Origin of the sequence: Aquincola sp. J276, from assembly GCF_024700035.1 — a bacterium.
GTDB lineage: Bacteria > Pseudomonadota > Gammaproteobacteria > Burkholderiales > Burkholderiaceae_C > Aquincola > Aquincola tertiaricarbonis.
In genome coordinates this window covers 3,202,238-3,222,470 of sequence record NZ_JAJONC010000001.1, presented here as the reverse complement: position 1 = coordinate 3,222,470, position 20,233 = coordinate 3,202,238, and the positions used below count along the sequence as shown (strand labels likewise).

Sequence of the window (20,233 nt, the reverse complement as noted above, 5' to 3'; positions counted from 1 at the left end):
ACTGCCGCCATCCCGTGTCCGGGGTGTCTGCACCCGCCTTCCAGCCCTGACGCCGCCCACCGCCGCGCCATCCCATCACCGCCCGCCCATGCCCAAGCCCCGCCTTCTCGCCGCCCTCACCGGCCTGGCCACCGCCCTGTTGTTGACCGCGTGCGCCCCGGTGGTGCAGGCCCAGGGCGCCGACGGCCTGGTGCTGGAAGCGCGGGAAGCCGCCCGCAAGCGCGACCGCGTGCGCCTGCAGGCGCTGCGCGACGCCGCCCAGTCCACCCGCCATCCGCTGGCATCCTGGGTGGACTACTGGGAGATGGGCAGCCGCCTGGTGGAGCTGCAGCAGGCCGACCTGGACGCCTTCTATGCCCGCTGGCCCGGCAGCTACGTGGAAGACCGGCTGCGCAACGACTGGCTGCTGGAGCTGGGCCGCCGGCGCGACTGGGCCAACCTGTCGCGCGACTTCCCGCGCTTCCGCATGAACGACGACCGCCAGGTGACCTGCTACGCGCTGCTGGCCGCCCACCTGCAGGGCCAGCCGGTGCGCGACGCCGCCCTGCCCGCCTGGCGCGCCCAGCGCGACATGGACGACGGCTGCGCGCTGATGGCCAGCACGCTGTTCGAGGCCAAGGTGTTCACCAAGGAAGACGTGTGGACCCGCATCCGCGATGCGGCGGAATACAACAAGCCCGCCGCCGCCCGCTCGGCCGCCGCGCTGCTGGGCCTGCAGACGGCCACCGCCATCGCCGAGGCCTTCTCCTCGCCCGCCAAGCCGCTGGGCCGCAAGTCGGTGGTGATGGGCCATGACACCGCCGAGGTGACCGCCGTGGCCCTGGTGCGCATGGCCGCCGACGATCCCGACAACGCCGTGGCGATGCTGCGCGCCCGTTGGGGCCGGCTGCTGCCGCAGGGCCAGGCCGGATGGGTGTGGTCGCAGGTGGGCCGCAACTATGCGCAGCGCCTGCAGCCCGATGCCGTCACCGCATTTGCCGAAGCCTTCGGCCAGCGCGAGCAGAAGCCCCGCGCCGGCGACTCGCAGTGGACCAACGAGACCCTGTCCTGGGCGGTTCGCGCCGCCATCCGATACCCGGCCGCCGAGCGCTGGGCGATGGCCGCCCAGGCGGTGGACGAGATGGGCGTGGAGGAACAGGCCGACGCCAGCTGGCAGTACTGGAAGGCGCGCGCGCTGAAGGCCACCGCGGTGGAGGGCCCGCGCGGCGACAACCAGCGCCGCGAGGCCGAGCAGATCCTGCAGGCCATCGCCTCGCCGCTGACCTTCTACGGCCAGCTGGCCACCGAGGACCTGGGTCGCACGCTGGCGCTGCCGCCGGCGCCCGCGCCGCTCAGCGCCGACGAGAAGGCCGCCGCCCGCAACCATCCCGGCCTGCAGCGCGCGCTGCAGCTCATCGGCCTGGGCCTGCGCGGCGAAGGCGTGCGCGAATGGAACTTCAGCCTGCGCGGCATGAGCGACCGCGAGCTGCTGGCCGCCGCCCAGTGGGCCTGCGAGCGCGAGGTGTGGGACCGCTGCATCAACACCAGCGACCGCACCCGCAACGAGATCGACCTCGACCAGCGCTATCCCACGCCGCTGCGGCAGAACGTGCTGGCCGCGGCCAATGCCATCGGCCTGGACCCGGGCTACGTCTATGGCCTGATCCGCCAGGAGTCGCGCTTCATCATGGATGCGCGCTCCCATGTGGGCGCCTCCGGCCTGATGCAGATCATGCCGGCCACCGCCCGCTGGACGGCCAAGAAGATCGGCCTGGACTACAGCCAGGACATGATCACCGACCGCGACACCAACCTGAAGCTGGGCACCGCCTACCTCAAGCTGGTGCTGGACGACTTCGGCGGCTCGCAGGCCATGGCCGCGGCGGCCTACAACGCAGGCCCCGGCCGCCCGCGCCGCTGGCGCGAAGGCGCCACCAGCGAGGCCGCGGCCTGGGCCGAGAACATCCCGTTCAACGAGACGCGCGACTACGTGAAGAAGGTGCTGTCCAACGCCACCGTCTACAGCGCGCTGATCACGGGCAAGCCGCCCGCGCTGAAGCCGCGCCTGGGCGGGCCCATCGGCCCGCGCACCGGCGGCAGCGGCGACCGCGACCTGCCCTGAGCCGCGCCCATTCCCTCATCCAGCAGTTCCTATCTCCGGAGAACACAACCCATGCGCAACATCCTCGTGCTCGGCGGTACCGGCTTCGTCGGCCGTGCGGTGGCCGAGCGGCTGGTGCGCCGCAGTGGCGGTGCGGGTGGCCGCATCCTGGTGCCCACCCGCCGCTTCTACCGCGGCAACTGGCTGCGCTCGCTGCCCACGGTGGAAGTGGTGCAGGCCGACGTCAACGACCCGCAGCAGCTGGCCCGCCTGGTGGCCGGCTGCGACGCGGTGATCAACCTCGTGGCCATCCTGCACGGCAGCGAGGAGGCCTTTCGCCGCACCCATGCCGAGCTGCCACGCCACATCGCCGAAAGCTGCCGTGCGGCCGGCGTGCGCCGGGTGCTGCATGTGAGCGCGCTGGGCGCGGCCAGCGATGCGCCTTCGCGCTACCTGCGCAGCAAGGCCGCCGGCGAGGCGGTGCTGGGATCGTCGGGCCTGGACGTCACCATCCTGCGGCCGTCGGTGCTGTTCGGTGCCGAGGACCGCTTCCTGAACATGTTCGCCGGTCTGCAGTCGGTATTCCCGCTGATGCCGCTGGCCGGTGCCGACGCGAAGTTCCAGCCCTGCTGGGTGGACGACGTGGCCGAGGCCCTGGTGCGCTGCCTGGACCGGCCCGAGACCATCGGCCAGACCTACGAATGCGCCGGCCCCACCGTCTACACGCTCAAGCAGCTGGTGCAGCTGGCCGGCCAGTGGTCGGGCCACCGGCGGCCGGTGATCGGCCTGCCCGGCCCGCTGGGCCGGCTGCAGGCGGGCGTGATGTCGCTGATGCCGGGCGAGCCGCTGATGTCGGGCGACAACCTCGACTCGATGAAGGTGCCCAACGTGGCCACCGGCAAGCTGCCGGGGCTGCAGGCGCTGGGCATCACGCCCGCGCCGCTGGAGCAGGTGGCGCCGGGCTACCTGGGCCGCCGCCAGGGCATCGCCCGGCTCGATCCGCTGCGCGCCTGCGCACGCCGTTGACGGCGATGCGGGTGTATTGCGTGGGCGGCGCGGTGCGCGACCGCCTGCTGCGCGAGCAGGCCGGCCAGCATCAGGCACCGCATGCCGGCGATCGCGACTGGGTGGTGGTAGGCGCCACCGCCGAGCAGCTGGGTGCGCTGGGCTACGTGCCGGTGGGCCGCGACTTCCCCGTCTTCCTGCATCCGCACACACGCGAGGAATATGCGCTGGCCCGCACCGAGCGCAAGTCGGCGCCCGGCTACCGCGGCTTCGTCATGCATGCCGATCCCTCGGTCACGCTGGAGCAGGACCTGCAGCGCCGCGACCTGACGGTCAATGCCATCGCCGAGGCCGAGGACGGCACGCTGATCGACCCCTATGGCGGCCAGCGCGACCTGCAGGCCAAGGTGCTGCGCCATGTGTCCGAGGCCTTCGAGGAAGACCCGGTGCGCATCCTGCGGCTGGCCCGCTTCCTGGCCCGCTGGCCTGATTTCAGCGTGGCGCCCGAGACGCTGGCCCTGTGCCGCCGCATGGTGGATGCCGGCGAGGTGGACGCCCTGGTGCCCGAGCGCGTGTGGCAGGAGCTGTCGCGCGGGCTGATGGAGCCGCAGCCCAGCCGCATGTTCGGCCTGCTGCGTGATTGCGGTGCGCTGGCGCGGCTGCTGCCGGAGCTGGACCGCCTGTGGGGCGTGCCGCAGCCGCCGCAGCATCATCCCGAGGTGGACACCGGCCTGCATGTCATGCTGGTGCTGGACACCGCCGCTGCGCTGCGCGCACCGCTGCCGGTGCGCTGGGCCTGCCTGGTGCACGACCTGGGCAAGGGCACCACGCGGCCGGACGACTGGCCGCGCCACATCGCGCATGAAGCCCGCAGCGTGAAGCTCGCCGCCGCGGTGGCCGACCGGCTTCGGGTGCCGGTGGAATGCCGCGAGCTGGCGCAGCTGGTGGCCGGCGAGCACGGCAACATCCACCGCAGCATGGAGTTCGGCGCCAGGGCGCTGATGCGGCTGCTGGAACGCTGTGACGCGCTGCGCCGGCCGCAGCGCTTCGAGCAGGCGCTGCTGGCCTGCGAATGCGACGCCCGCGGCCGCACGGGCCTGGAAGACCGGCCCTATCCGCAGCGTGAACGGCTGCTGGCCGCGCTGCACACCGTGCAGGCGGTGGACGTGAAGCAGGTGGCGGCCGAGGCCGTGGCGCGCGGCGTGCAGGGCCCGGGCATCGGCAGCGCGATCGCCGAGGCACGGCAGGCGGCGCTGGAGGCCTGGGCCGGCGCTCAGATGAAGTAGCCGACGCCCATCGCGATCAGGCTCAGCACCAGGCTGCTGGCCACCGGCAGGTACCACTCGCGGCCGAAGAGGATGAAGCGGAAGTCGCCCGGCAGCTTGCCCAGGCCGATGCGCGCCAGCCAGTGCTGCAGGCCGTTGAACAGCAGGCAGGCGATGAGGAAGACCAGCAGCCAGCGCATGCGGCGCGGCGCCTACAGCCGGTGCGAGCGATCGCCCGCCGAAAAGCCGATGGCGTCGAACGGCGCGCCCTTGGCGAAGCCGATCACCTTGAACAGCTCGCCCATCTCGTGCTCGGCCACCAGCTTCTGGCCGGCCGACAAGGCCCGCAGGTCGCCCGCGGCCTGGGCGTCGCCGAGCAGCTGCGCCAGCCCGCAATTGAGCAGGAAGCGGCCCTGGGAGGTGTAGCCCAGCACCTCCAGCCCGGCGTCCTGTCCGGCCAGTGCCACGCCGGTGAAGTTGACGTGGGCGGTGACGTCCTTCAGGCCGGGGTCGGCCAGCGGATCGGTGTCGGCGCGGTGCAGGCGGTGGCACATCAGCGTGCCGCTGATGCGCTGGGGCAGGTAGAACTCATCCTCCGGAAAGCCGTAGTCGATGAGGAACACCGCGCCGCGCTGCAGCCGCTGCGCCAACGTGCGCACGAAGGCCTCGGCCTGCGGATGGATCTCCACCGTGGTGCCGGGCACGAAGGCCGCTTCCACTGGCGGGCGCAGCGCGGTGTCGCGGTCGGCGAAGCTGAGCGCGCCGTCGGCATCCAGCGTCACGCCGCGCTCCCACCAGCGCTGGCCGTCGAAGTGCAGCAGCTGCACCGGCATCGCATCCAGCACCTCGTTGCCGACCACCACGCCCTGCATCTGCGCGGGCAGCTCGGCCACCCACTGCACCCGGTCGCCGTAGGGGGCCAACCGCGCCTGCTGGCGTGCGCGCAGGCTGCCCGACAGGTCGACGATGGTGTAACGCTGCACCCGATCGCCCAGCGCCTGCAGCAGCGATTCCGCCAGCGCGCCGGAGCCGGCGCCGAATTCCCACAAGGCATCGGTGCCGGTCTCGTCCAGCGCCTGGCGGAGCTGGGCGGCGAGCGCGCGGCCGAACAGCGGCGTCATCTCGGGCGCGGTGACGAAGTCGCTGCCCGAGGACGGCATGGCACCGAACTTCACGCTGCCGTTGGCGTAGTAGCCCAGGCCCGGCGTGTACAGCACCGCGGCCATGTAGCGGTCGAAGGGCAGCCACCCGCCGGCGCGGCCGATGTCCTCGCGCAGGTGGGCCAGCAGCTCGCTCGATACACTGGCGGGTTCAACTTCGTGCATGCCGCATTCTAGGAACCATGCTCACGCGCCGCGTCGTACTCGTCACCGGAGCGGCCCGGCGCATCGGCCGCAGCATCGCATTGCACCTGGCGCAGCAGGGCTTCGACATCGCGCTGCACTGCCACCACGCCAACGATGAAGCCCATGCCACCGCCGCCGAGCTGCAGGCCGCAGGCGCCCGCGTGGCGGTGCTGCCGGCCGACCTCACCGACGAAGCCGCCTGCCGCGTGCTGCTGCCGCAGGCCGTTCAGCAGCTGGGCCAGGTGGACGCGGTGGTGAACAACGCTTCGCTCTTCGAGCATGACGACGTGGCCAGCTTCAGCCATGCCGCGATGGAGCGCCACTGGCGCGCCAACACCGCCGCGCCCATCCTGCTGGCGCAGGCGCTGCATGCGCACCTGGGCCAGCGCGAGGACGACGCCACGCCGGCTGGCTGCGTGGTGAACCTGCTGGACCAGAAGCTGTGGAACCCCAACCCCGACCACCTGTCGTACACGCTGAGCAAGGCCGCGCTGGAAAGCGCCACCACGCTGCTGGCGATGGCGCTGGCGCCGCAGGTGCGCGTGGTGGGCGTGGCACCGGGCGTGACGCTGCCGTCGGGGCCGATGAACGAAGCCGAGTTCCAGCGCGCGCACCGCATGACGCCGCTGCAGCGCTCCTCCACCCCCGAGGACGTGGCGCGCACCGTGCGCTTCGTGCTCGATTCCCCCGCCATCACCGGGACCACGATCCTGGTCGATGGCGGCCAGCATCTCGCCGCGCAGCCGCGCGACGTCTACTTTCTCGCCTGAACGGCCGCCATGAACCTCCTGCATCCCGAGCTGGCCGACTGCCGCCGACTTTTCCTGCGCGACTACGAGGTGTGGATCAACATCGGCGTGCACGACTTCGAGAAGCGCGGCGAGCAGCGCGTGGTCATCAACGTCGACCTGTTCGTGCCGCTAGCGCAGTCCACCCCCACCACCGACGAGCTGCACGAGGTGGTGGACTACGACTTCATCCGCCGCACCGTGGCCGAGCGCGTGCAGCAGGGCCACATCCACCTGCAGGAGACGCTGGCCGACGACGTGCTGAAGGCCATGCTGGCCAACCCCCGCGTGCGTGCCGCGCGCGTGTCCACCGAAAAGCCCGACGTGTACCCCGACTGCGACGCGGTCGGCATCGAAGTGTTCGGCATCAAGCGTTGAAAGAACTGCCATGAGCGACATCGCCACCGCCCCCGAGACCGACCGCAAGGCCGCCTTCGAGGCCAACAAGCTCTCCAAGCGCTTGCATAGACAAGTGGGCCAGGCCATCGCCGACTTCAACATGATCGAAGCCGGCGACAAGGTGATGGTCTGCGTGTCCGGCGGCAAGGACAGCTATGCCCTGCTCGACATCCTGATCAACCTGCGCAAGCGCGCGCCGGTGCCCTTCGAGCTGGTGGCGGTCAACCTCGACCAGAAGCAGCCGGGCTTCCCCGAGCATGTGCTGCCGGAATACCTGCGCACGCTGGACGTGCCCTTCCGCATCGAGGAGCAGGACACCTACTCCATCGTCAAGCGGCTGATCCCCGAGGGCCAGACCATGTGCTCGCTGTGCTCGCGGCTGCGGCGCGGCATCCTGTACCGCGTGGCCAGCGAGCTGGGCGCCACCAAGGTGGCCCTGGGCCATCACCGCGACGACATGGTGGTCACCCTGCTGATGAACATGTTCTTCGGCAGCCGCATGAAGGGAATGCCGCCCAAGCTGGTGAGCGACGACGGCAAGCACGTGGTCATCCGGCCGCTGGCCTATGTGGCCGAGACCGACCTCGAGCGCTATGCGGTGCAGCGCGCCTTCCCCATCATCCCCTGCACGCTGTGCGGCAACCAGGAAGGCCTGCAACGGGCGCAGATCAAGTCGATGATCCGCGACTGGGACCGCCTGTACCCCGGCCGCATCGACAACATGTTCACCGCCATGGGCAACATCGTGCCTTCGCACATGATGGACCGGAAGCTGTACCCTTTCACCACGCTCCAGGCCACCGGCATGGCCGACCCCATGGGCGACAAGGCATTCGACGAAGACGAGGACCCCTGCGGCACGCCGGCCACCTCGGTGGTAAAGCTGCACCCGGGGGCCTGACGAAGGAACCCCTGTCATGAACTCACTGTCCCCCCCTGCGTTGGGCCGCCGCCGGTGCCGCGGCGCTGGCGCTGGGCGGCTGCGCATCGCTCAACACCCTGAGCAGCGACGTGCGCAGCTACGGCACTTGGCCCACAGGCCGCGCCCCCGGCACCTATGTGTTCGAGCGCCTGCCCTCGCAGGCCTCGCAGCCGGAGCAGCAGGCCGCGCTCGAGGAAGCCGCCCGGCCCGCCGTGGAGATGGCCGGCTTCAAGCCGGCACCCGATGCGGCGCGGGCCGACGTCAGCATCCAGCTTGGCGCGCGCATCACCCGCTACGAGACCTCGCCCTGGGACGACCCGATGTGGTGGAACTGGGGCTATGGCTACGGCCGCTATGGCGGCTGGCGCCCCGGCTTCGGCCTGGGCTACCGCTTCGACAACCCGCGCTACGAGCGCGAGGTGGCGGTGCTGATCCGCGACCGCGCCACCGGCGCGCCGCTGTACGAGACGCGCGCGGTCAACGACAGCCTGATCGGCGCCGACGGCGAATCGCTGTCGCTGATGTTCGAGGCGGCACTGAAGGACTTTCCCACCCCGGCCGTGAGCCCGCGCCGGGTGGTGGTGCCGGTCAGCCGGTAGGCGCGCTTCAACCGCTGGCGGCCGCGGCCGCCAGCGCCCGCGCATCCGACTCCCAGCCACGCAGCTTGTCGCGGGCATGGCGTCGCTGCTCGGGCGTGGTGCTGTTGTGCAGCTCGGCCATCCAGGCGCAGTTGTAGTCGACCAGCTTGCGCTGGTAGGCCGCATAGGCCGGGCGCGGCGAGCGCATCCAGCGGCCCATCAAGGCCTTGACCTCGGCCTGCGCGGCCGCTGCCGGCTGGGTGCGGCCCTCGGCGGTGAGGGTGCGCAGCGTCTGCAGCGTGTCGCGCTGGCGGGCCAGGCGTTCCTGCTGCCACAGCTCCGCGTCGTAGGGTGAAGCGGCCAGGGCCTTGGCCACGCGCTCGCGCTGGGCGGCATCCAGCCGGCCATAGAGCTTTTCCAGCCGCTCGACGGTGCGCTCCTGCAGCTCTTCCAGGCGCTCGGCCGGATCGGGCTGCAGGTATTCCTCGCGAAATTCCTTGTTGTTGCGCTCGTAGCGCTTCTCGATGTGGCGCAGCTGTTGCGGCCGCAGCGTCACGGCCAGCTCCGCAGCGGGTGCCACCGCCTGCATCAGCGCGGCCTCGGCGCGCTGGCGCAGCTCCGGCTCCCAGCGGCAGAGCGCGGCGCCGGTGGTGTTGTCCATCGCCTGCGCCTGCATGCGGGCCAGCATGCCCGCGTACTCCGGCAGCTGCGTGCTGCGATGCCAGCGGAACCAAGCGTCGATGGCGTCACGGGTGCGCGGGCCCTGCTCGTCGTCCAGGTCGGCATAGCTGTTGATCCACCAGGAGGTCCAGCCCGGCGCCTGGTTGTAGGCCAACTGCACCACGGCGCAGCCGGTGAGGGCGAGTGCCAGCAGGCTGGCACCGATAATCCGCGACCACTTACGCCACGGCATCACAGAGCACGGTTCACGCATGACTCTCCACATCGTCATCATGGCTGCGGGCAAGGGCACCCGCATGAAATCCGATCGGCCCAAGGTATTGCACACCCTGGCCGGACGCAGCCTGCTGCAGCGCGTGCTCGACACCACCGCCACGCTGCAGGCCGAACATACGCTCGTGATCGTCGGTCATGGCGCCGACCAGGTGCAAAAGGCAATTGATGTGCCCGCCGTGCGCATGGTCAAGCAGGAACCGCAGCTGGGCACCGGCCACGCCATCCAGCAGGTGGTGCCCGAGCTGCCCGACGAAGGCACCACGCTGATCCTCAACGGCGACGTGCCGCTGATCCGCGCCGAGACAGCCCGCGCGCTGGCGGAGGCCTGCGGCGGCCAGCGGCTGGCGCTGCTGACGGTGACGCTGGCCGACGCCACCGGCTATGGCCGCATCGTGCGGTCGGCCGATGGCGGCAGCGTGCAGGCCATCGTCGAGCACAAGGACGCCACGCCCGCGCAGCGCGAGATCCGCGAGGTGTACACCGGCATGATGGCCGCGCCCACCGCCTGGCTGAAGCGTGCGGTGATGGCGCTGGACAACCAGAACGCGCAGCGCGAGTACTACCTGACCGACATCGTGAAGATGGCCGTAGCGCAGGGCGTGCCGGTGGTGGCGTCGGCCGCGGCGGCCGAGATCGAGGTGCGCGGCATCAACAGCCCGCGAGAGCTGGCGCAGCTGGAGCGGCTGCACCAGGCGGCGCAGGCCGATGCGCTGATGGAAGCCGGTGTGCGCCTGGCCGACCCCGCGCGCATCGACGTGCGCGGCACGCTGCACTGCGGCCGCGATGTGGAGATCGACGTCAACTGCATCTTCGAGGGCGAGGTGACGCTGGGCGACGGCGTGCGCATCGGCGCGAACTGCGTGATCCGCAGCGCCCGCATCGAGGCCGACGCGGTGATCCACCCCTTCACGCACGTCGAGCAGGCCCAGGTGGGTCCGGGCTCACTGATCGGCCCCTATGCGCGGCTGCGGCCGGGCGCGGTGCTGGGCACCGAGGTGCACATCGGCAACTTCGTGGAAGTGAAGAACTCGACGCTGGCCCATGGCGCCAAGGCCAACCACCTGGCCTACCTGGGCGACAGCACCGTGGGCGAGCGGGTGAACTTCGGCGCCGGCTCCATCACCGCCAACTATGACGGCGTGAACAAGCACCGCACCGTCATCGGCAACGACGTGCACGTGGGCAGCAACTGCGTGCTGGTGGCCCCGGTGACCCTGGGCGACGGCGCCACCATCGGCGGCGGCTCCACCATCGCCAAGGACGCGCCGGCCGGGCAGCTGAGCGTCTCGCGCGCGCGTCAGCTCACGGTGCCGGGCTGGAAGCGCCCGGCCAAGCTGCCGAAATAGGCCGCCGGCGGCCGGGCGGCAGCGGCGAACGCGCCCCCTTGCGGGGCCGCGAGCGTCAGCGAGCTTGGGGGCCCCGTTCCATCACCTCGGCGGCCAGGCAAAGGTCGTCCCAGGAGCGCGCCTTGTCCATCGGCTGGCGCAGCAGGTAGGCCGGGTGATAGGTGACCACCAGCGGCACGCCCTGGTACTGGTGCACCTGCCCGCGCAGCTTGCCGATGGGCTCGTTGCTGCGCAGCAGCGACTGCACCGCGAAGCGCCCCATCGCCAGGATGACCTTGGGCTGCACCAGGGCGATCTGGCGCTGCAGGTAGGGCTCGCAGCGGGCGAGTTCCTCCGGCTCCGGGTTGCGGTTGCGCGGCGGCCGGCACTTCAGCGTGTTGGCGATGAACACCTGGCGTTCGGGCGGCGCCTCCTCGCGCGTGAGGCCCAGGGCCATCAGCATGCTGTCGAGCAGCTGGCCGGCCGGTCCGACGAAGGGTTCGCCGCGCAGGTCCTCCTGCTCGCCGGGCGCCTCGCCGATGATCATCCAGTGCGCCCGCGTGTGGCCCACGCCGAAGACGGTGTGGCGCCGCGATTCGCACAGCGCGCAGGCGGTGCAGCCGGCCACCATCTCGCGCAGCGGCTCCCAGTCGAGCGTGTCGATGGCGGACGGCATGCGCATCGGTGGCTCGGCGGATGCCGGGCGTGGCGGGCGGGCGATGGCCGGCACGGGCGGGGGCGCGTCGGCCACCGGCGACTGCGGCGGGTCCGATGCCATGGGCTCGTCCTGCAGCAGCACATCCGCCGGCGCGGCCTGCGGCGGCTGCACGAACACGCGCACGCCCATTTCGGCCAGCATGGCCCGCTGGCGTTCAGTCCACATCGCGCGGCTCCACGGCCAGGGCCATGACGAAGGCGTCCTCCCGCTGGCCATGCGGCGCGGGGTAGTAGCCCTTGCGCTGGCCGATGTGCAGGAAGCCGGCGCGCTCGTACATCAGCCGCGCCCCGTCGTTGCTGGTGCGCACCTCCAGCAGCAGCGTGGGCAGGCCGGCGGCACGCACCTGGGCCACCACCTCGTCGAGCAGCGCCTGGCCATGGCCGCGGCGCTGCCAGCGCGGCGCCACGGTGATGTTGAGCAGGTGCACCTCGTCCACGCCCTGCATGGCCACGCTGTAGCCGATCAGCTCGCCATCGGCCGCCTGCAGCACGGTGGCGCTGTAGCCGGCGGCCAGCGAGTCGATGAAGTTGCCGCGCGACCACGGGAAGGCGTAGGCCTGCTGCTCGATGGCGGCCACGGCGTCCAGCAGGGGCACCGTCATCGGGCGGAACTGCAGCGGTGCTTGCGGCTCGGCGGCCTGGAGGCGTGCGCTCATCGCGGGGCTTTCCTCATGCCAGGGCGGCCTTGGCGGCCTCGCGCTCGGCCGTGGTCTGCGCCACCTTGTCGCGCAGGTACAGCGGCAGGGCCAGCGCCGGGTCGATGGCCTCGCCGGCATGCCAGGCCTGCTGTGCCAGCCGCAGCAGCGCAGCGGCGCGGTCGCGTTCGGCCGGCACGCAGGTGGCGCCGGTGGTGGGCAGCTGGTCGGCGAAAGCTACTAGCGCCGAGCCGGCGATGCAGGCGGGCGGCTGGTCCCGCCACTGCGCGGCCAGCAGCGCCAGCGGCCACAAGGCGGGCGGCTGCACCGTGTGCCAGCGGCCATCGGCCCAGCGGTAGGTGGCGGCGTATACCTCGTTCATGCGCGCATCCATCGCCACGGTGATGGTGTCGGGCGCGCTGCTGCCGAGCTGCGCGCGGGCGTCGTCGGCCACGATGGCCAGGCTGTCGATCGGCAGCACCGGCCTGGCCGCACCCAGCGCCAGGCCCTGCGCCACCGCGCAGGCGGTGCGCAGGCCGGTGAAGGCGCCGGGGCCGCGGCCGAAGGCGATGGCATCCATCGCACCGATGCGCGTGCCCAGCCGCGCCAGCAGCACCTGCACTGCCGGCAGCAGCCGGGCGGAGGCGAGCGCGCCGCCCGGCTCGTCCAGCCCGGACTGGCGGCCGGCGGCCTGCGCGGCCACGGCCAGGCGTTCGGTGGAGGTGTCGATGGCCAGCAGGGCAGGCGAGGCGGCGGTGGCCTCGGCGTGCGGGGGCACGCGGTGATGGGCGACGACGACATGGCGCCCAGTGTAGGTGAACCCCCGTGGCGCCCGGCACCGCGGGGGCACTCGCCGGGGTGCGTGCGATGATCCCCGCATGCCTTCCCAAACGCCCTGCCCGCGCCGATCCGCAGCGCCCGCGCGGGCCTGGCTGGTAGCCTGCTGGCTCGTGCTGGGGGCGCCGGCCCTGGCGCAGTCTTCGGCCGTGCTGCCACCCGAAGCCGCTGCCGTGCTGCAGCGTGAACGCATTCCGGCCGAGGCGCTGTCGGTGGTCATCGAGGAGGTGGGTCCGCCGCCCACGCCGCAGCCACGCCTGCGCTGGCAGGCGGAGCGGGCGGTGAACCCGGCCTCGCTCACCAAGCTGCTTACCACCTACGCCGCGCTGGACCTGCTGGGCCCGGCCTGGGCCTGGCAGACGCCGGTGTGGATCAACGGCGAGGTGCAGGACGGCGTCCTGACGGGCTCGCTCATCCTGCAGGGCCGAGGTGACCCCAAGCTGGTGCTGGAACGCCTGTGGCTGCTGCTGCGGCGGGTGCAGCAAGCCGGCGTGCGCGAGATCCGCGGCGACATCGTGCTGGACAACGAAGCCTTCGCGCCGCCGCGCATGCAGCCGGCCGACTTCGACAACGAGCCGCTGCGACCCTACAACGTCCGGGCCGATGCGCTGCTGCTGAACCAGAAGACGGTGAACTACCGCTTCGTGCCCGACCTGCCGCGCGGCGTGGTGCGCATCACCGCCGAGCCCGCGCTGGCGGGCACCCGCGTGCAGGCCGAGGCGCCGCTGGCCGCCACCGGCGCCTGCGGCGACTGGCGCGCCGCCCTCAAGCCGCGCTTCGACGAGCCGGCGCAGGTGCGCTTCGAGGGCCGCTACCCCGCGGCCTGCGGCGAGCGCCAGTGGCCGGTGGCCGACCCCGCGCCCGAGACGTATGCGGCCCGGCTGGTCGCCCAGCTGTGGGCCGAGGCGGGTGGCCGCCTGACCGGCAGCGTGCGCCATGGCCCGGCGCCCAGCGCCACGCCGCCCTCCTTCGTGTTCGAGTCGCCGCCGCTGGCCGAGGTGGTGCGCGACATCAACAAGTTCAGCAACAACACGATGGCGCAGCAGCTCTTCCTCACGCTGGGGCTGGAGCGCGGCGGCCAGGGCACGCCCGAGGCCGCGCGGCTGGTGCTGCAGCGCTGGATGGCCGAGCGCCTGCGGGTGGACGCCACGCCGATGGGCGAGCTGCTGATCGACAACGGCTCGGGCCTCTCTCGCGAGACACGGCTGACGGCGGATGTCCTTGCGCGGCTGCTGCAGGCCGCCTGGCGCAGCCCGGTGATGCCTGACCTGGTGGCCTCGCTGCCGGCCTCGGCCACCGACGGCACGCTGCGCCGCTCCCAGGTGGCGGCCGGTCGCGCGCACCTGAAGACCGGTTCGCTGCGCGACGTGGCCGGCGTGGCCGGTTACGTGCTGGGCGACAGCGGCCGGCGCTACCTGCTGGTGGCCATCGTCAACCATCCGAACGCCGCCGCCGCGCGGCCCGCCTTCGATGCGCTGGTGCAGTGGACGCTGCGCGACGCCTCCGCGGCCACGCCATGAAAAAGGGCCGCTGACGCGGCCCTCTTGATCCAGCCGGCGTGCCGGTCAGAACGGGTTGTTGTTCGAGCGGTAGTAGGCCAGGTCGCCCAGGCGGTCGTGGAACTCGATGCCGGGGCGGATGCTGTCGGCCCACAGGAATTCGGTCACCGGGTCGCCCGAGGTCACCTCGGGGATGACGGTGGTGCTGGTGCAGTTCGGCAAGTCCACGGCGCACACGCCCTTGACCACGTTGCTCAGGCGGTAGCTGCCGGGGTAGCGCACCATCTGCTGGGTCTCGATCTCGCCGAACACCAGGCCGATCATGCGGCCGTCCTGGATCAGGGCCAGGCGCATCGCCAGGTTGTAGGCGGCCACCAGCTCGGTGAGCAATGCCTGGCGGTCCGGCGACTCGGCGCCGGCGGCCGTGGCCGCCGCCTTCTCGGCGATGGCGAACGGCGTCAGGCCCAGGTCGGGGATCGTCACCACCTGCACCCGCGGGCCGGCCTCGGCGATGGAGTTCACCAGTTCGCCCCAGCGCGTGCCGCGCGTGCGCAGCTCGGCCAGGATGGCTTCCTTGCTCTTGGCCGGGTACAGCGCGTACTGCTCCAGCACGTCGTGCGTTCCCACCATCACGGTGGTCAGGTCGTCGTCGGTGAAGGTGCTGCTGATCTCGCTGATCTGCCGGGCGAAGTCTTCCACCTTGGCGTTGACGGTGGCCTTCATCACGCCGTTGTCGGCCGCACCGGCTGTGCGGCAGCCGGGGAACGACAAGCCGAACTCGGCCGCCACGATCTGCGTCCACACCGGGTAGGTGCGGCATTCCTGGTCGGTGGTGTCGCTGGTGGTCGCCAGGTTCACGCTGTACTTCTTGCCGTCGGCGGTGACCAGGCTCTGCTCATCGCCAAAGGCGATGATGCGCTTGGGCTTGAACTCGTCCACCTGACCACCACCGCACGCGGACAGCAGCGCGGCCACGGCCAGGGCAGCAGCGCCGCGCCATACAAACTTGAAATTCATCGGTTCTCCGTTGAGAAGGGTGCGGGGTTCATTCGGCCGCGGCCCGTTGCAGGCGGTCGCGCACGCCGTCCCATTCGGGCCCGGGTGGCGGTTGTTCCACCCAGATCAGCGAGACGCCGGCGGCGTCCAGTTCGCGCAGCGTCGCAAACAGCTGCTGCGCGGCGCGGGCGGCGTCGTCCGGCATGCGCCGGTGAAGCACGGCAGCGGTGCCGGCGGGCACGGTGCGGGAATATACCGCCAGCGTTTTGCCGCCCGGTGTGCGGGTGTTGCCGGCCTTGGCGGCCTGGCCGAACACCTGCAGCGCATCGCGCAGCGCCGCCGCCGGCATGAGCCGAACCTTGGCCTGCGGTGCGTAGTGCGATGCCAGCGTGCCCGAGGCGCGCGGCGCCGCCGCATCAGGCGCATGAAGGCGCTGGCCGGCAGCCGCCTCGATCTCCGCCGCCGTGAGCATGCCGGGGCGCAGCAGCACCGGCATGCCGCGGGAGCAATCGACGATGGCCGACTCGATGCCCACGCCGCAGGCGCCGCCGTCCAGCACCGTCATGTCGTCGCCGAACTCCGCAAGCACATGCTCGGCCGTGGTGGGGCTGACGCGGCCGAAGCGGTTGGCGCTGGGCGCGGCCACGCCACGCACGCCCTGCTCCGCCGCGGCCCGCAAAAGCGCCTGGGCCACCGGATGCGCCGGGCAGCGCAGGCCCACCGTGGGCTGGCCGCCCGCGGCCGTGGCGGCGATGCCCTCGGCACGCGGCACGATCACCGTCAGCGGCCCGGGCCAGAAGCGCTCGGCCAGGCGCTGCGCCAGCGGCGGCCAGTGCCCTGCAAAGGCGGCGGCGCCGGCCACGTCGGCCACATGCACGATCAGCGGATGGCCGGTGGGCCGGCCCTTGGCCGCGAAGATGCGCGCGGCAGCCTCGTCCACGTCGGCCCGGGCACCCAGGCCGTACACCGTCTCGGTGGGAAAGGCCACCAGCTCGCCAGCGGCCAGTCGCTGCGCCGCGGCCTCGATGGCCCCTGGTGCCTGCGCGTCCAGTCGCATCACGTGGCCATCAGAAGGGCGCCAGGCCCAGCACGGCGGAGGCCTGCAGCGCCACGCGGCGTGCCTCGTCCGCGGTGGCGGCGGTCACCGTCAGGTGGCCCATCTTGCGGGCGCGGCGGGGCTCGGCCTTGCCGTACAAGTGCAGGTGCACGCCGGGCAGGGCCAGCACCTCGGCCCAGGCCGGCTCACGCTGCGCGCCGGCGGCGTCGAACCACAGGTCGCCCAGCAGGTTGAGCATGATGGCCGGCGAATGCAGGCGCGGCGTGGCCAGCGGCAGGCCGCACAGCGTGCGCACCTGCAGCTCGAACTGGGACAGGTCGCAGGCGTCGATGCTGTAGTGGCCCGAGTTGTGCGGCCGCGGCGCCATCTCGTTGGCCACCAGCCGGCCATCGGCCAGCACGAAGAACTCGACGCACAGCACGCCGACATAGTCCAGCGAGGCCGCCACGGCCTGCGCGCATTCGATGGCCTGCTGCTGCAGCGCGGCCGGCACCTCGGGCGCCGGCACCTGCGTCACCGCCAGGATGCCGTCGCGGTGCAGGTTCTGCTGCACCGGCAGCTGCACGCAGGCACCGTCCGCACCGCGCGCCAGCACGACGCTGATCTCCCGGTGCAGCGGCAGCATCTGCTCCAGCACGCAGGGCGCATGCTTCATCGCGGCCCAGGCGGCGGCCAGCTCGGTACGGTTGGCCACGCGCGCCTGGCCCTTGCCGTCATAGCCCAGCCGCGCGGTCTTGAGAATGCCGGGCAGCAGTTCGTCGGTCACCGCCGCCAGCTGCTCGGCCGATTCGATCACCGCATACGGCGCGCAGGGCACGCCGCAACGCTGGAAGTGCGCCTTCTCGGCCGCACGGTCCTGGCACACGGCGACGGCCGCCGCAGCAGGTGCAACGAAGCGCTGCGCGGCCAAGGTCTGCAGTGCCTGCGCTGGCACGTTCTCGAACTCGGTGGTGATGGCAGCCGACAGCGCCGCCAGCTGCGCCAGGCCTTGTTCGTCGGTGTAGGCGGCCAGCACATGGTGTTGCGACGCCTGGCCGGCGGGGCTGCTGGCGTCGGCCTCCAGCACCGCGGTGGCATAACCCATGGCCTGCGCGGCATGCACGAACATGCGGCCCAGCTGGCCGCCGCCCATCACGCCCAGCGTGGCGCCGGGCAGCACCTGCGTGGCAGCGGTCACTTCAGCTCCTGCGTCATCGCGCGGGCGGCTTCGGTCTGGCGTGCCCGGAAGGCCTCCAGCCTGGTGCGCAGCGCGTCGTCGCGGGTGGCCAGCATGGCCACCGCGAACAGCGCCGCATTGGCCGCGCCGGCGGTGCCGATGGCGAAGGTGGCGACGGGGATGCCCTTGGGCATCTGCACGATGGAATGCAGCGAATCGACGCCCTGCAGATGGCGGCTGGCCACCGGCACGCCGAGCACCGGCACCACCGTCTTGGCGGCGAGCATGCCAGGCAGGTGGGCGGCGCCACCGGCCCCGGCGATGATGGCCTGCAGCCCGCGCGCCTGGGCGCCTTCGGCGTAGGCGAACATGTCGTCGGGCATGCGGTGGGCCGAGACGACCCGTGCTTCGTGGGGAACGCCGAACTCGGCGAGAATCGCGGCCGCGTGTTGCAGGGTTTCCCAGTCGCTGCTGGAACCCATCACCACACCGACCACGGGCGCTGCGCTGTTCAAGGGCCGCTCCGTGGATTGCAGGAAGCCTTGAATTGTAGGCGTGCGCATTCACCTCTCCCGTTGCCATGATCGACATCACGCTCCAGAACTTCGAGGCCGACCTCATCCAGGCATCCATGCAGCAGCCCGTGCTGTTGGACATCTGGGCGCCGTGGTGCGGCCCCTGCCGCACGCTCGGCCCCCTGCTCGAGAAGCTGGAAGTCGCCTATGCCGGCCGCTTCACGCTGGCCAAGCTCAACAGCGATGACCAGCCCGAGATCGCCGGCCAGCTGAGCCAGGCCTTCGGGGTGCGCTCCATTCCCTTTTGCGTCATGTTCCACCAGGGCCAGCCGGTGGACGGCTTCGTGGGCGCGCTGCCCGAAGCGCAGATCCGCGAGTTCCTCGACAAGCACGTGCCCTCGGTGGACGCGCTGGAAGCCGAGCAGGAGACCGAGGAAGCCGAGGAACTGGCCGCCGAGGGCGACACCGATGCCGCGCTGGCCAAGCTGCAGCATGCGGTGGCCATCGACCCCGGCAACGACGCGGTGCGCGCCGACTATGTGAAGCTGCTGCTGGAGAACGGCCTGGTGCCGCAGGCCCGCGCCGCGCTGGAGCCGGTGGCCAGCAAGGCCATGGTCGATGCACGCATCGCCGCGCTGGGCCACTGGCTGGCCGCCGCCGAGAAGGCACCGCAGGCGCGTGGTGCCGATGCCCTGGCCGCGGCCATCCAGGCCAACAAGCGCGACTTCGAGGCCCGCTTCGAGCTGGCGCAGACGCACTTCGCCGCCGGCCGCTTCACCGCGGCGATGGACGAGCTGCTCGAGATCATCATGCGCGACAAGGCGTGGTCGGACGAGCTGGCGCGCAAGAACTACGTGGCCATCCTGGAGCTGATGACCAAGCCCGCGCCCAAGCCGGCCGCGGCCGAAGCCAAGGGCACGCTAGAAGTCACCGGCAAGATCGCCGCGGCGCCCTCCGATCCGGTGGTGGACCAGTACCGCCGCAAGCTGAGCATGGCGCTGTTCTGACGGCGCCGCGCCCTGCCACTGCTCATGCAGTGGCGGGGTCGATGTCCTTCAGGCCCTCATCCAGCAGCGCCACCAGGCGCTCCTGCTCACCGCGGTGGGCCTGCAGGTCGCTGCGGGCGCGCTCGCGCAACAGCGCGGCCTCGCGCGCCTGGCCCAACCGTTCCATCACCTGCGCCAGCCTCGCCTGCGCCAGCGCGCGGTCGTCCAGGTCGCAGGGTTGGCGCAGGCTGGCCTCGGCGGCCTGGGCATCGGCCGCGGCCAGCCTGGCATCGCCCAGCTGCAGCCGGCACCACGCACGGTCGGCCAGGAAGCAGGGCTTCATGCGCTCCAGGCCCTCGGCCATCGCCGCATCGAAATGCAGCTCGAACAGCGCCAGCGCCTGCGGCCAGCGCTGGTCGTGCGTCAGTAGCTGCGCCTGCATCATCGGCACCAACGACACCAGCGCCGCGGTGCCGATGCCGGCATCGAAGCGGGTGATGGATTCGCTGCTGAGCAAGGCCTGCCGCGTGGCCTCGGGCGACGGCTCGCCGAACATGGCCGTCAGGCGCGCCTGGTTGCCCCGCAGCGAAGCCTGGTTGTGCATCAAGGCCGAGAGATGGGCCTCGTCGCCGTCGGCGGTGGCATGGAAGTGCGAGCGGGCATACCAGGGCAACGCCCGCGATTCGTCGCCCGCGAAGTGGTAGGCATAGGCCACCACCAGGCAGGCCCGCGATCGGGCCGAGTGATGGTCGGGCGCGGCACCGGCCAGGGCCTCGTGCACATGCTGCACCATGCGGCCCATGTCGTGGTTGGCGACGTCCATGTGGGCCAGCCAGGCGGCACTGAGCGCACGCAACGGCGCCAGGTGCGCCGCGCCGGACAGCGCATGCGCACGCATTACCCGGTCGCGCGCGGAGGTGGACAGGTGGCTGTAGTAGTCGTTCAGGCCTTCGGCCAGGCTGAGCCAGGCGCTCACCGCCGCATGCGGCCGCCACGCGAACTGCGTGTGCAGCGCATCGACCAGCACGCGCGCCTGCGCCAGATGGCCCTGGCGCGCGAGGAAGCAGGCGCGCTCGGCCTTCAGGCAGGCCACCTCCACCGGATTGCGCGCCTTCGCGATGGCGGTGTCGAGCCGGGTGAGGAGGCGGGAGCGCATGACGGCCACGCGCT

At 71.9% G+C, this 20,233-nt stretch carries 21 protein-coding genes; 10 read left to right on the top strand and 11 right to left on the bottom strand.

Translation table 11 applies throughout. From position 1 onward, the window contains the following. Positions 1-88: 88 nt before the first annotated feature. From LRS14_RS14920 to LRS14_RS14910, 3 genes are read left to right on the top strand one after another with little or no spacing between them, the layout of a single operon-like run. Positions 89-2,101 carry a lytic transglycosylase domain-containing protein gene (locus LRS14_RS14920; protein ID WP_257800011.1) on the top strand — a complete coding sequence of 671 codons (2,013 nt, stop codon included), beginning with the start codon at positions 89-91 and terminating at the stop codon, positions 2,099-2,101. Between the two features lie 51 nt (positions 2,102-2,152). Continuing rightward, on the top strand, positions 2,153-3,106 hold the full coding sequence (locus tag LRS14_RS14915; RefSeq protein WP_257800010.1) for a complex I NDUFA9 subunit family protein: 954 nt from the start codon (positions 2,153-2,155) through the stop codon (positions 3,104-3,106). Between the two features lie 5 nt (positions 3,107-3,111). Beyond that, positions 3,112-4,371, top strand: a complete 1,260-nt coding sequence (locus tag LRS14_RS14910) for a multifunctional CCA addition/repair protein (protein ID WP_198156838.1) — start codon at positions 3,112-3,114, stop codon at positions 4,369-4,371. Here LRS14_RS14910 and LRS14_RS14905 read toward each other — a convergent pair. Both LRS14_RS14905 and LRS14_RS14900 read right to left on the bottom strand, forming a co-directional pair. Then, positions 4,359-4,550, bottom strand: a complete 192-nt coding sequence (locus tag LRS14_RS14905) for a DUF2905 domain-containing protein (protein ID WP_046110811.1) — start codon at positions 4,548-4,550, stop codon at positions 4,359-4,361. The two genes, LRS14_RS14910 and LRS14_RS14905, sit on opposite strands and share 13 nt — an antisense overlap. Positions 4,551-4,562: 12 nt before the next feature. After that, positions 4,563-5,675, bottom strand: a complete 1,113-nt coding sequence (locus LRS14_RS14900) for a class I SAM-dependent methyltransferase (RefSeq protein ID WP_257800009.1) — start codon at positions 5,673-5,675, stop codon at positions 4,563-4,565. A gap of 17 nt (positions 5,676-5,692) precedes the next feature. Between LRS14_RS14900 and LRS14_RS14895 the strand changes: the two genes are divergently transcribed. The 4 genes from LRS14_RS14895 to LRS14_RS14880 all read left to right on the top strand — a co-directional run bounded on the left by LRS14_RS14895 (position 5,693) and on the right by LRS14_RS14880 (position 8,404). Next, positions 5,693-6,466 carry an SDR family oxidoreductase gene (locus LRS14_RS14895; protein WP_257800008.1) on the top strand — a complete coding sequence of 258 codons (774 nt, stop codon included), beginning with the start codon at positions 5,693-5,695 and terminating at the stop codon, positions 6,464-6,466. Between the two features lie 9 nt (positions 6,467-6,475). Next, positions 6,476-6,862, top strand: a complete 387-nt coding sequence (locus LRS14_RS14890; RefSeq protein ID WP_157039381.1) for a dihydroneopterin aldolase — start codon at positions 6,476-6,478, stop codon at positions 6,860-6,862. Positions 6,863-6,872: 10 nt separating this feature from the next. Continuing rightward, on the top strand, positions 6,873-7,784 hold the full coding sequence (gene ttcA, locus LRS14_RS14885) for a tRNA 2-thiocytidine(32) synthetase TtcA (RefSeq protein ID WP_257800007.1): 912 nt from the start codon (positions 6,873-6,875) through the stop codon (positions 7,782-7,784). 110 nt (positions 7,785-7,894) lie between these two features. Then, entirely contained in the window at positions 7,895-8,404 is a 510-nt protein-coding gene (locus tag LRS14_RS14880; RefSeq protein ID WP_257800006.1) for a DUF4136 domain-containing protein, read from the top strand. Between the two features lie 7 nt (positions 8,405-8,411). On the opposite strand, the gene LRS14_RS14875 is transcribed toward LRS14_RS14880, so the two are convergent. Continuing rightward, positions 8,412-9,296, bottom strand: coding sequence for a DUF6279 family lipoprotein (locus LRS14_RS14875; RefSeq protein WP_046110805.1), 885 nt, complete (start codon positions 9,294-9,296; stop codon positions 8,412-8,414). A 19-nt stretch (positions 9,297-9,315) separates the two neighbouring features. On the opposite strand from LRS14_RS14875, the gene glmU reads away from it, so the two are divergent. Further along, positions 9,316-10,686, top strand: a complete 1,371-nt coding sequence (glmU, locus tag LRS14_RS14870; protein WP_046110804.1) for a bifunctional UDP-N-acetylglucosamine diphosphorylase/glucosamine-1-phosphate N-acetyltransferase GlmU — start codon at positions 9,316-9,318, stop codon at positions 10,684-10,686. A gap of 55 nt (positions 10,687-10,741) precedes the next feature. Here the strand turns inward: glmU and LRS14_RS14865 are convergent, their stop codons facing one another. From LRS14_RS14865 to tsaB, 3 genes are read right to left on the bottom strand one after another with little or no spacing between them, the layout of a single operon-like run. Continuing rightward, positions 10,742-11,548, bottom strand: a complete 807-nt coding sequence (locus LRS14_RS14865; RefSeq protein ID WP_257800005.1) for a uracil-DNA glycosylase family protein — start codon at positions 11,546-11,548, stop codon at positions 10,742-10,744. After that, on the bottom strand, positions 11,538-12,038 hold the full coding sequence (gene rimI, locus LRS14_RS14860; protein WP_046110802.1) for a ribosomal protein S18-alanine N-acetyltransferase: 501 nt from the start codon (positions 12,036-12,038) through the stop codon (positions 11,538-11,540). The genes LRS14_RS14865 and rimI overlap by 11 nt, the downstream gene beginning before the upstream one ends. A 13-nt stretch (positions 12,039-12,051) precedes the next feature. Then, positions 12,052-12,795, bottom strand: a complete 744-nt coding sequence (gene tsaB, locus LRS14_RS14855) for a tRNA (adenosine(37)-N6)-threonylcarbamoyltransferase complex dimerization subunit type 1 TsaB (protein ID WP_257800004.1) — start codon at positions 12,793-12,795, stop codon at positions 12,052-12,054. A gap of 100 nt (positions 12,796-12,895) precedes the next feature. Here tsaB and dacB point away from each other — a divergent pair, with 100 nt between their 5' ends. Beyond that, entirely contained in the window at positions 12,896-14,374 is a 1,479-nt protein-coding gene (gene dacB / locus LRS14_RS14850; RefSeq protein ID WP_257800003.1) for a D-alanyl-D-alanine carboxypeptidase/D-alanyl-D-alanine-endopeptidase, read from the top strand. A 45-nt stretch (positions 14,375-14,419) separates the two neighbouring features. Here the strand turns inward: dacB and LRS14_RS14845 are convergent, their stop codons facing one another. From LRS14_RS14845 to purE, 4 genes are read right to left on the bottom strand one after another with little or no spacing between them, the layout of a single operon-like run. Next, positions 14,420-15,370, bottom strand: coding sequence for an SGNH/GDSL hydrolase family protein (locus LRS14_RS14845; protein WP_257800002.1), 951 nt, complete (start codon positions 15,368-15,370; stop codon positions 14,420-14,422). A 28-nt stretch (positions 15,371-15,398) separates the two neighbouring features. Further along, the gene (locus LRS14_RS14840) at positions 15,399-16,406 is read right to left on the bottom strand and encodes an L-threonylcarbamoyladenylate synthase (RefSeq protein ID WP_257800001.1); all 1,008 of its coding nucleotides are present in this window, start codon (positions 16,404-16,406) and stop codon (positions 15,399-15,401) included. 10 nt (positions 16,407-16,416) lie between these two features. Then, complete coding sequence (locus LRS14_RS14835) at positions 16,417-17,583, bottom strand: 5-(carboxyamino)imidazole ribonucleotide synthase (protein ID WP_257800000.1); 1,167 nt, start codon at positions 17,581-17,583, stop codon at positions 16,417-16,419. Then, positions 17,580-18,044 carry a 5-(carboxyamino)imidazole ribonucleotide mutase gene (purE, locus tag LRS14_RS14830; RefSeq protein ID WP_046111182.1) on the bottom strand — a complete coding sequence of 155 codons (465 nt, stop codon included), beginning with the start codon at positions 18,042-18,044 and terminating at the stop codon, positions 17,580-17,582. The genes LRS14_RS14835 and purE overlap by 4 nt, the downstream gene beginning before the upstream one ends. 98 nt (positions 18,045-18,142) lie before the next feature. On the opposite strand from purE, the gene LRS14_RS14825 reads away from it, so the two are divergent. Further along, positions 18,143-19,084 (top strand): tetratricopeptide repeat protein, encoded by a 942-nt coding sequence (locus LRS14_RS14825; protein WP_046110799.1) that lies wholly within the window; start codon positions 18,143-18,145, stop codon positions 19,082-19,084. Positions 19,085-19,106: 22 nt separating this feature from the next. Here the strand turns inward: LRS14_RS14825 and LRS14_RS14820 are convergent, their stop codons facing one another. Next, positions 19,107-20,219, bottom strand: coding sequence for a hypothetical protein (locus LRS14_RS14820; RefSeq protein WP_257799999.1), 1,113 nt, complete (start codon positions 20,217-20,219; stop codon positions 19,107-19,109). Between the last annotated feature and the right edge of the window lie 14 nt (positions 20,220-20,233).

Bases quoted from the DNA above. Each gene is read 5' to 3' on its own strand.
- LRS14_RS14910 (WP_198156838.1), top strand. From the start codon at position 3,112: ATGCGGGTGTATTGCGTGGGCGGCGCGGTGCGCGACCGCCTGCTGCGC.
- LRS14_RS14840 (WP_257800001.1), bottom strand. From the start codon at position 16,406: ATGCGACTGGACGCGCAGGCACCAGGGGCCATCGAGGCCGCGGCGCAG.
- LRS14_RS14920 (WP_257800011.1), top strand. From the start codon at position 89: ATGCCCAAGCCCCGCCTTCTCGCCGCCCTCACCGGCCTGGCCACCGCC.
- LRS14_RS14875 (WP_046110805.1), bottom strand. From the start codon at position 9,296: ATGCCGTGGCGTAAGTGGTCGCGGATTATCGGTGCCAGCCTGCTGGCA.
- LRS14_RS14845 (WP_257800002.1), bottom strand. From the start codon at position 15,370: ATGAATTTCAAGTTTGTATGGCGCGGCGCTGCTGCCCTGGCCGTGGCC.
- LRS14_RS14865 (WP_257800005.1), bottom strand. From the start codon at position 11,548: ATGTGGACTGAACGCCAGCGGGCCATGCTGGCCGAAATGGGCGTGCGC.
- rimI (WP_046110802.1), bottom strand. From the start codon at position 12,038: ATGAGCGCACGCCTCCAGGCCGCCGAGCCGCAAGCACCGCTGCAGTTC.
- LRS14_RS14915 (WP_257800010.1), top strand. From the start codon at position 2,153: ATGCGCAACATCCTCGTGCTCGGCGGTACCGGCTTCGTCGGCCGTGCG.
- dacB (WP_257800003.1), top strand. From the start codon at position 12,896: ATGCCTTCCCAAACGCCCTGCCCGCGCCGATCCGCAGCGCCCGCGCGG.
- LRS14_RS14890 (WP_157039381.1), top strand. From the start codon at position 6,476: ATGAACCTCCTGCATCCCGAGCTGGCCGACTGCCGCCGACTTTTCCTG.
- LRS14_RS14905 (WP_046110811.1), bottom strand. From the start codon at position 4,550: ATGCGCTGGCTGCTGGTCTTCCTCATCGCCTGCCTGCTGTTCAACGGC.
- LRS14_RS14900 (WP_257800009.1), bottom strand. From the start codon at position 5,675: ATGCACGAAGTTGAACCCGCCAGTGTATCGAGCGAGCTGCTGGCCCAC.
- ttcA (WP_257800007.1), top strand. From the start codon at position 6,873: ATGAGCGACATCGCCACCGCCCCCGAGACCGACCGCAAGGCCGCCTTC.
- glmU (WP_046110804.1), top strand. From the start codon at position 9,316: ATGACTCTCCACATCGTCATCATGGCTGCGGGCAAGGGCACCCGCATG.
- LRS14_RS14895 (WP_257800008.1), top strand. From the start codon at position 5,693: ATGCTCACGCGCCGCGTCGTACTCGTCACCGGAGCGGCCCGGCGCATC.
- LRS14_RS14820 (WP_257799999.1), bottom strand. From the start codon at position 20,219: ATGCGCTCCCGCCTCCTCACCCGGCTCGACACCGCCATCGCGAAGGCG.
- LRS14_RS14825 (WP_046110799.1), top strand. From the start codon at position 18,143: ATGATCGACATCACGCTCCAGAACTTCGAGGCCGACCTCATCCAGGCA.
- purE (WP_046111182.1), bottom strand. From the start codon at position 18,044: ATGGGTTCCAGCAGCGACTGGGAAACCCTGCAACACGCGGCCGCGATT.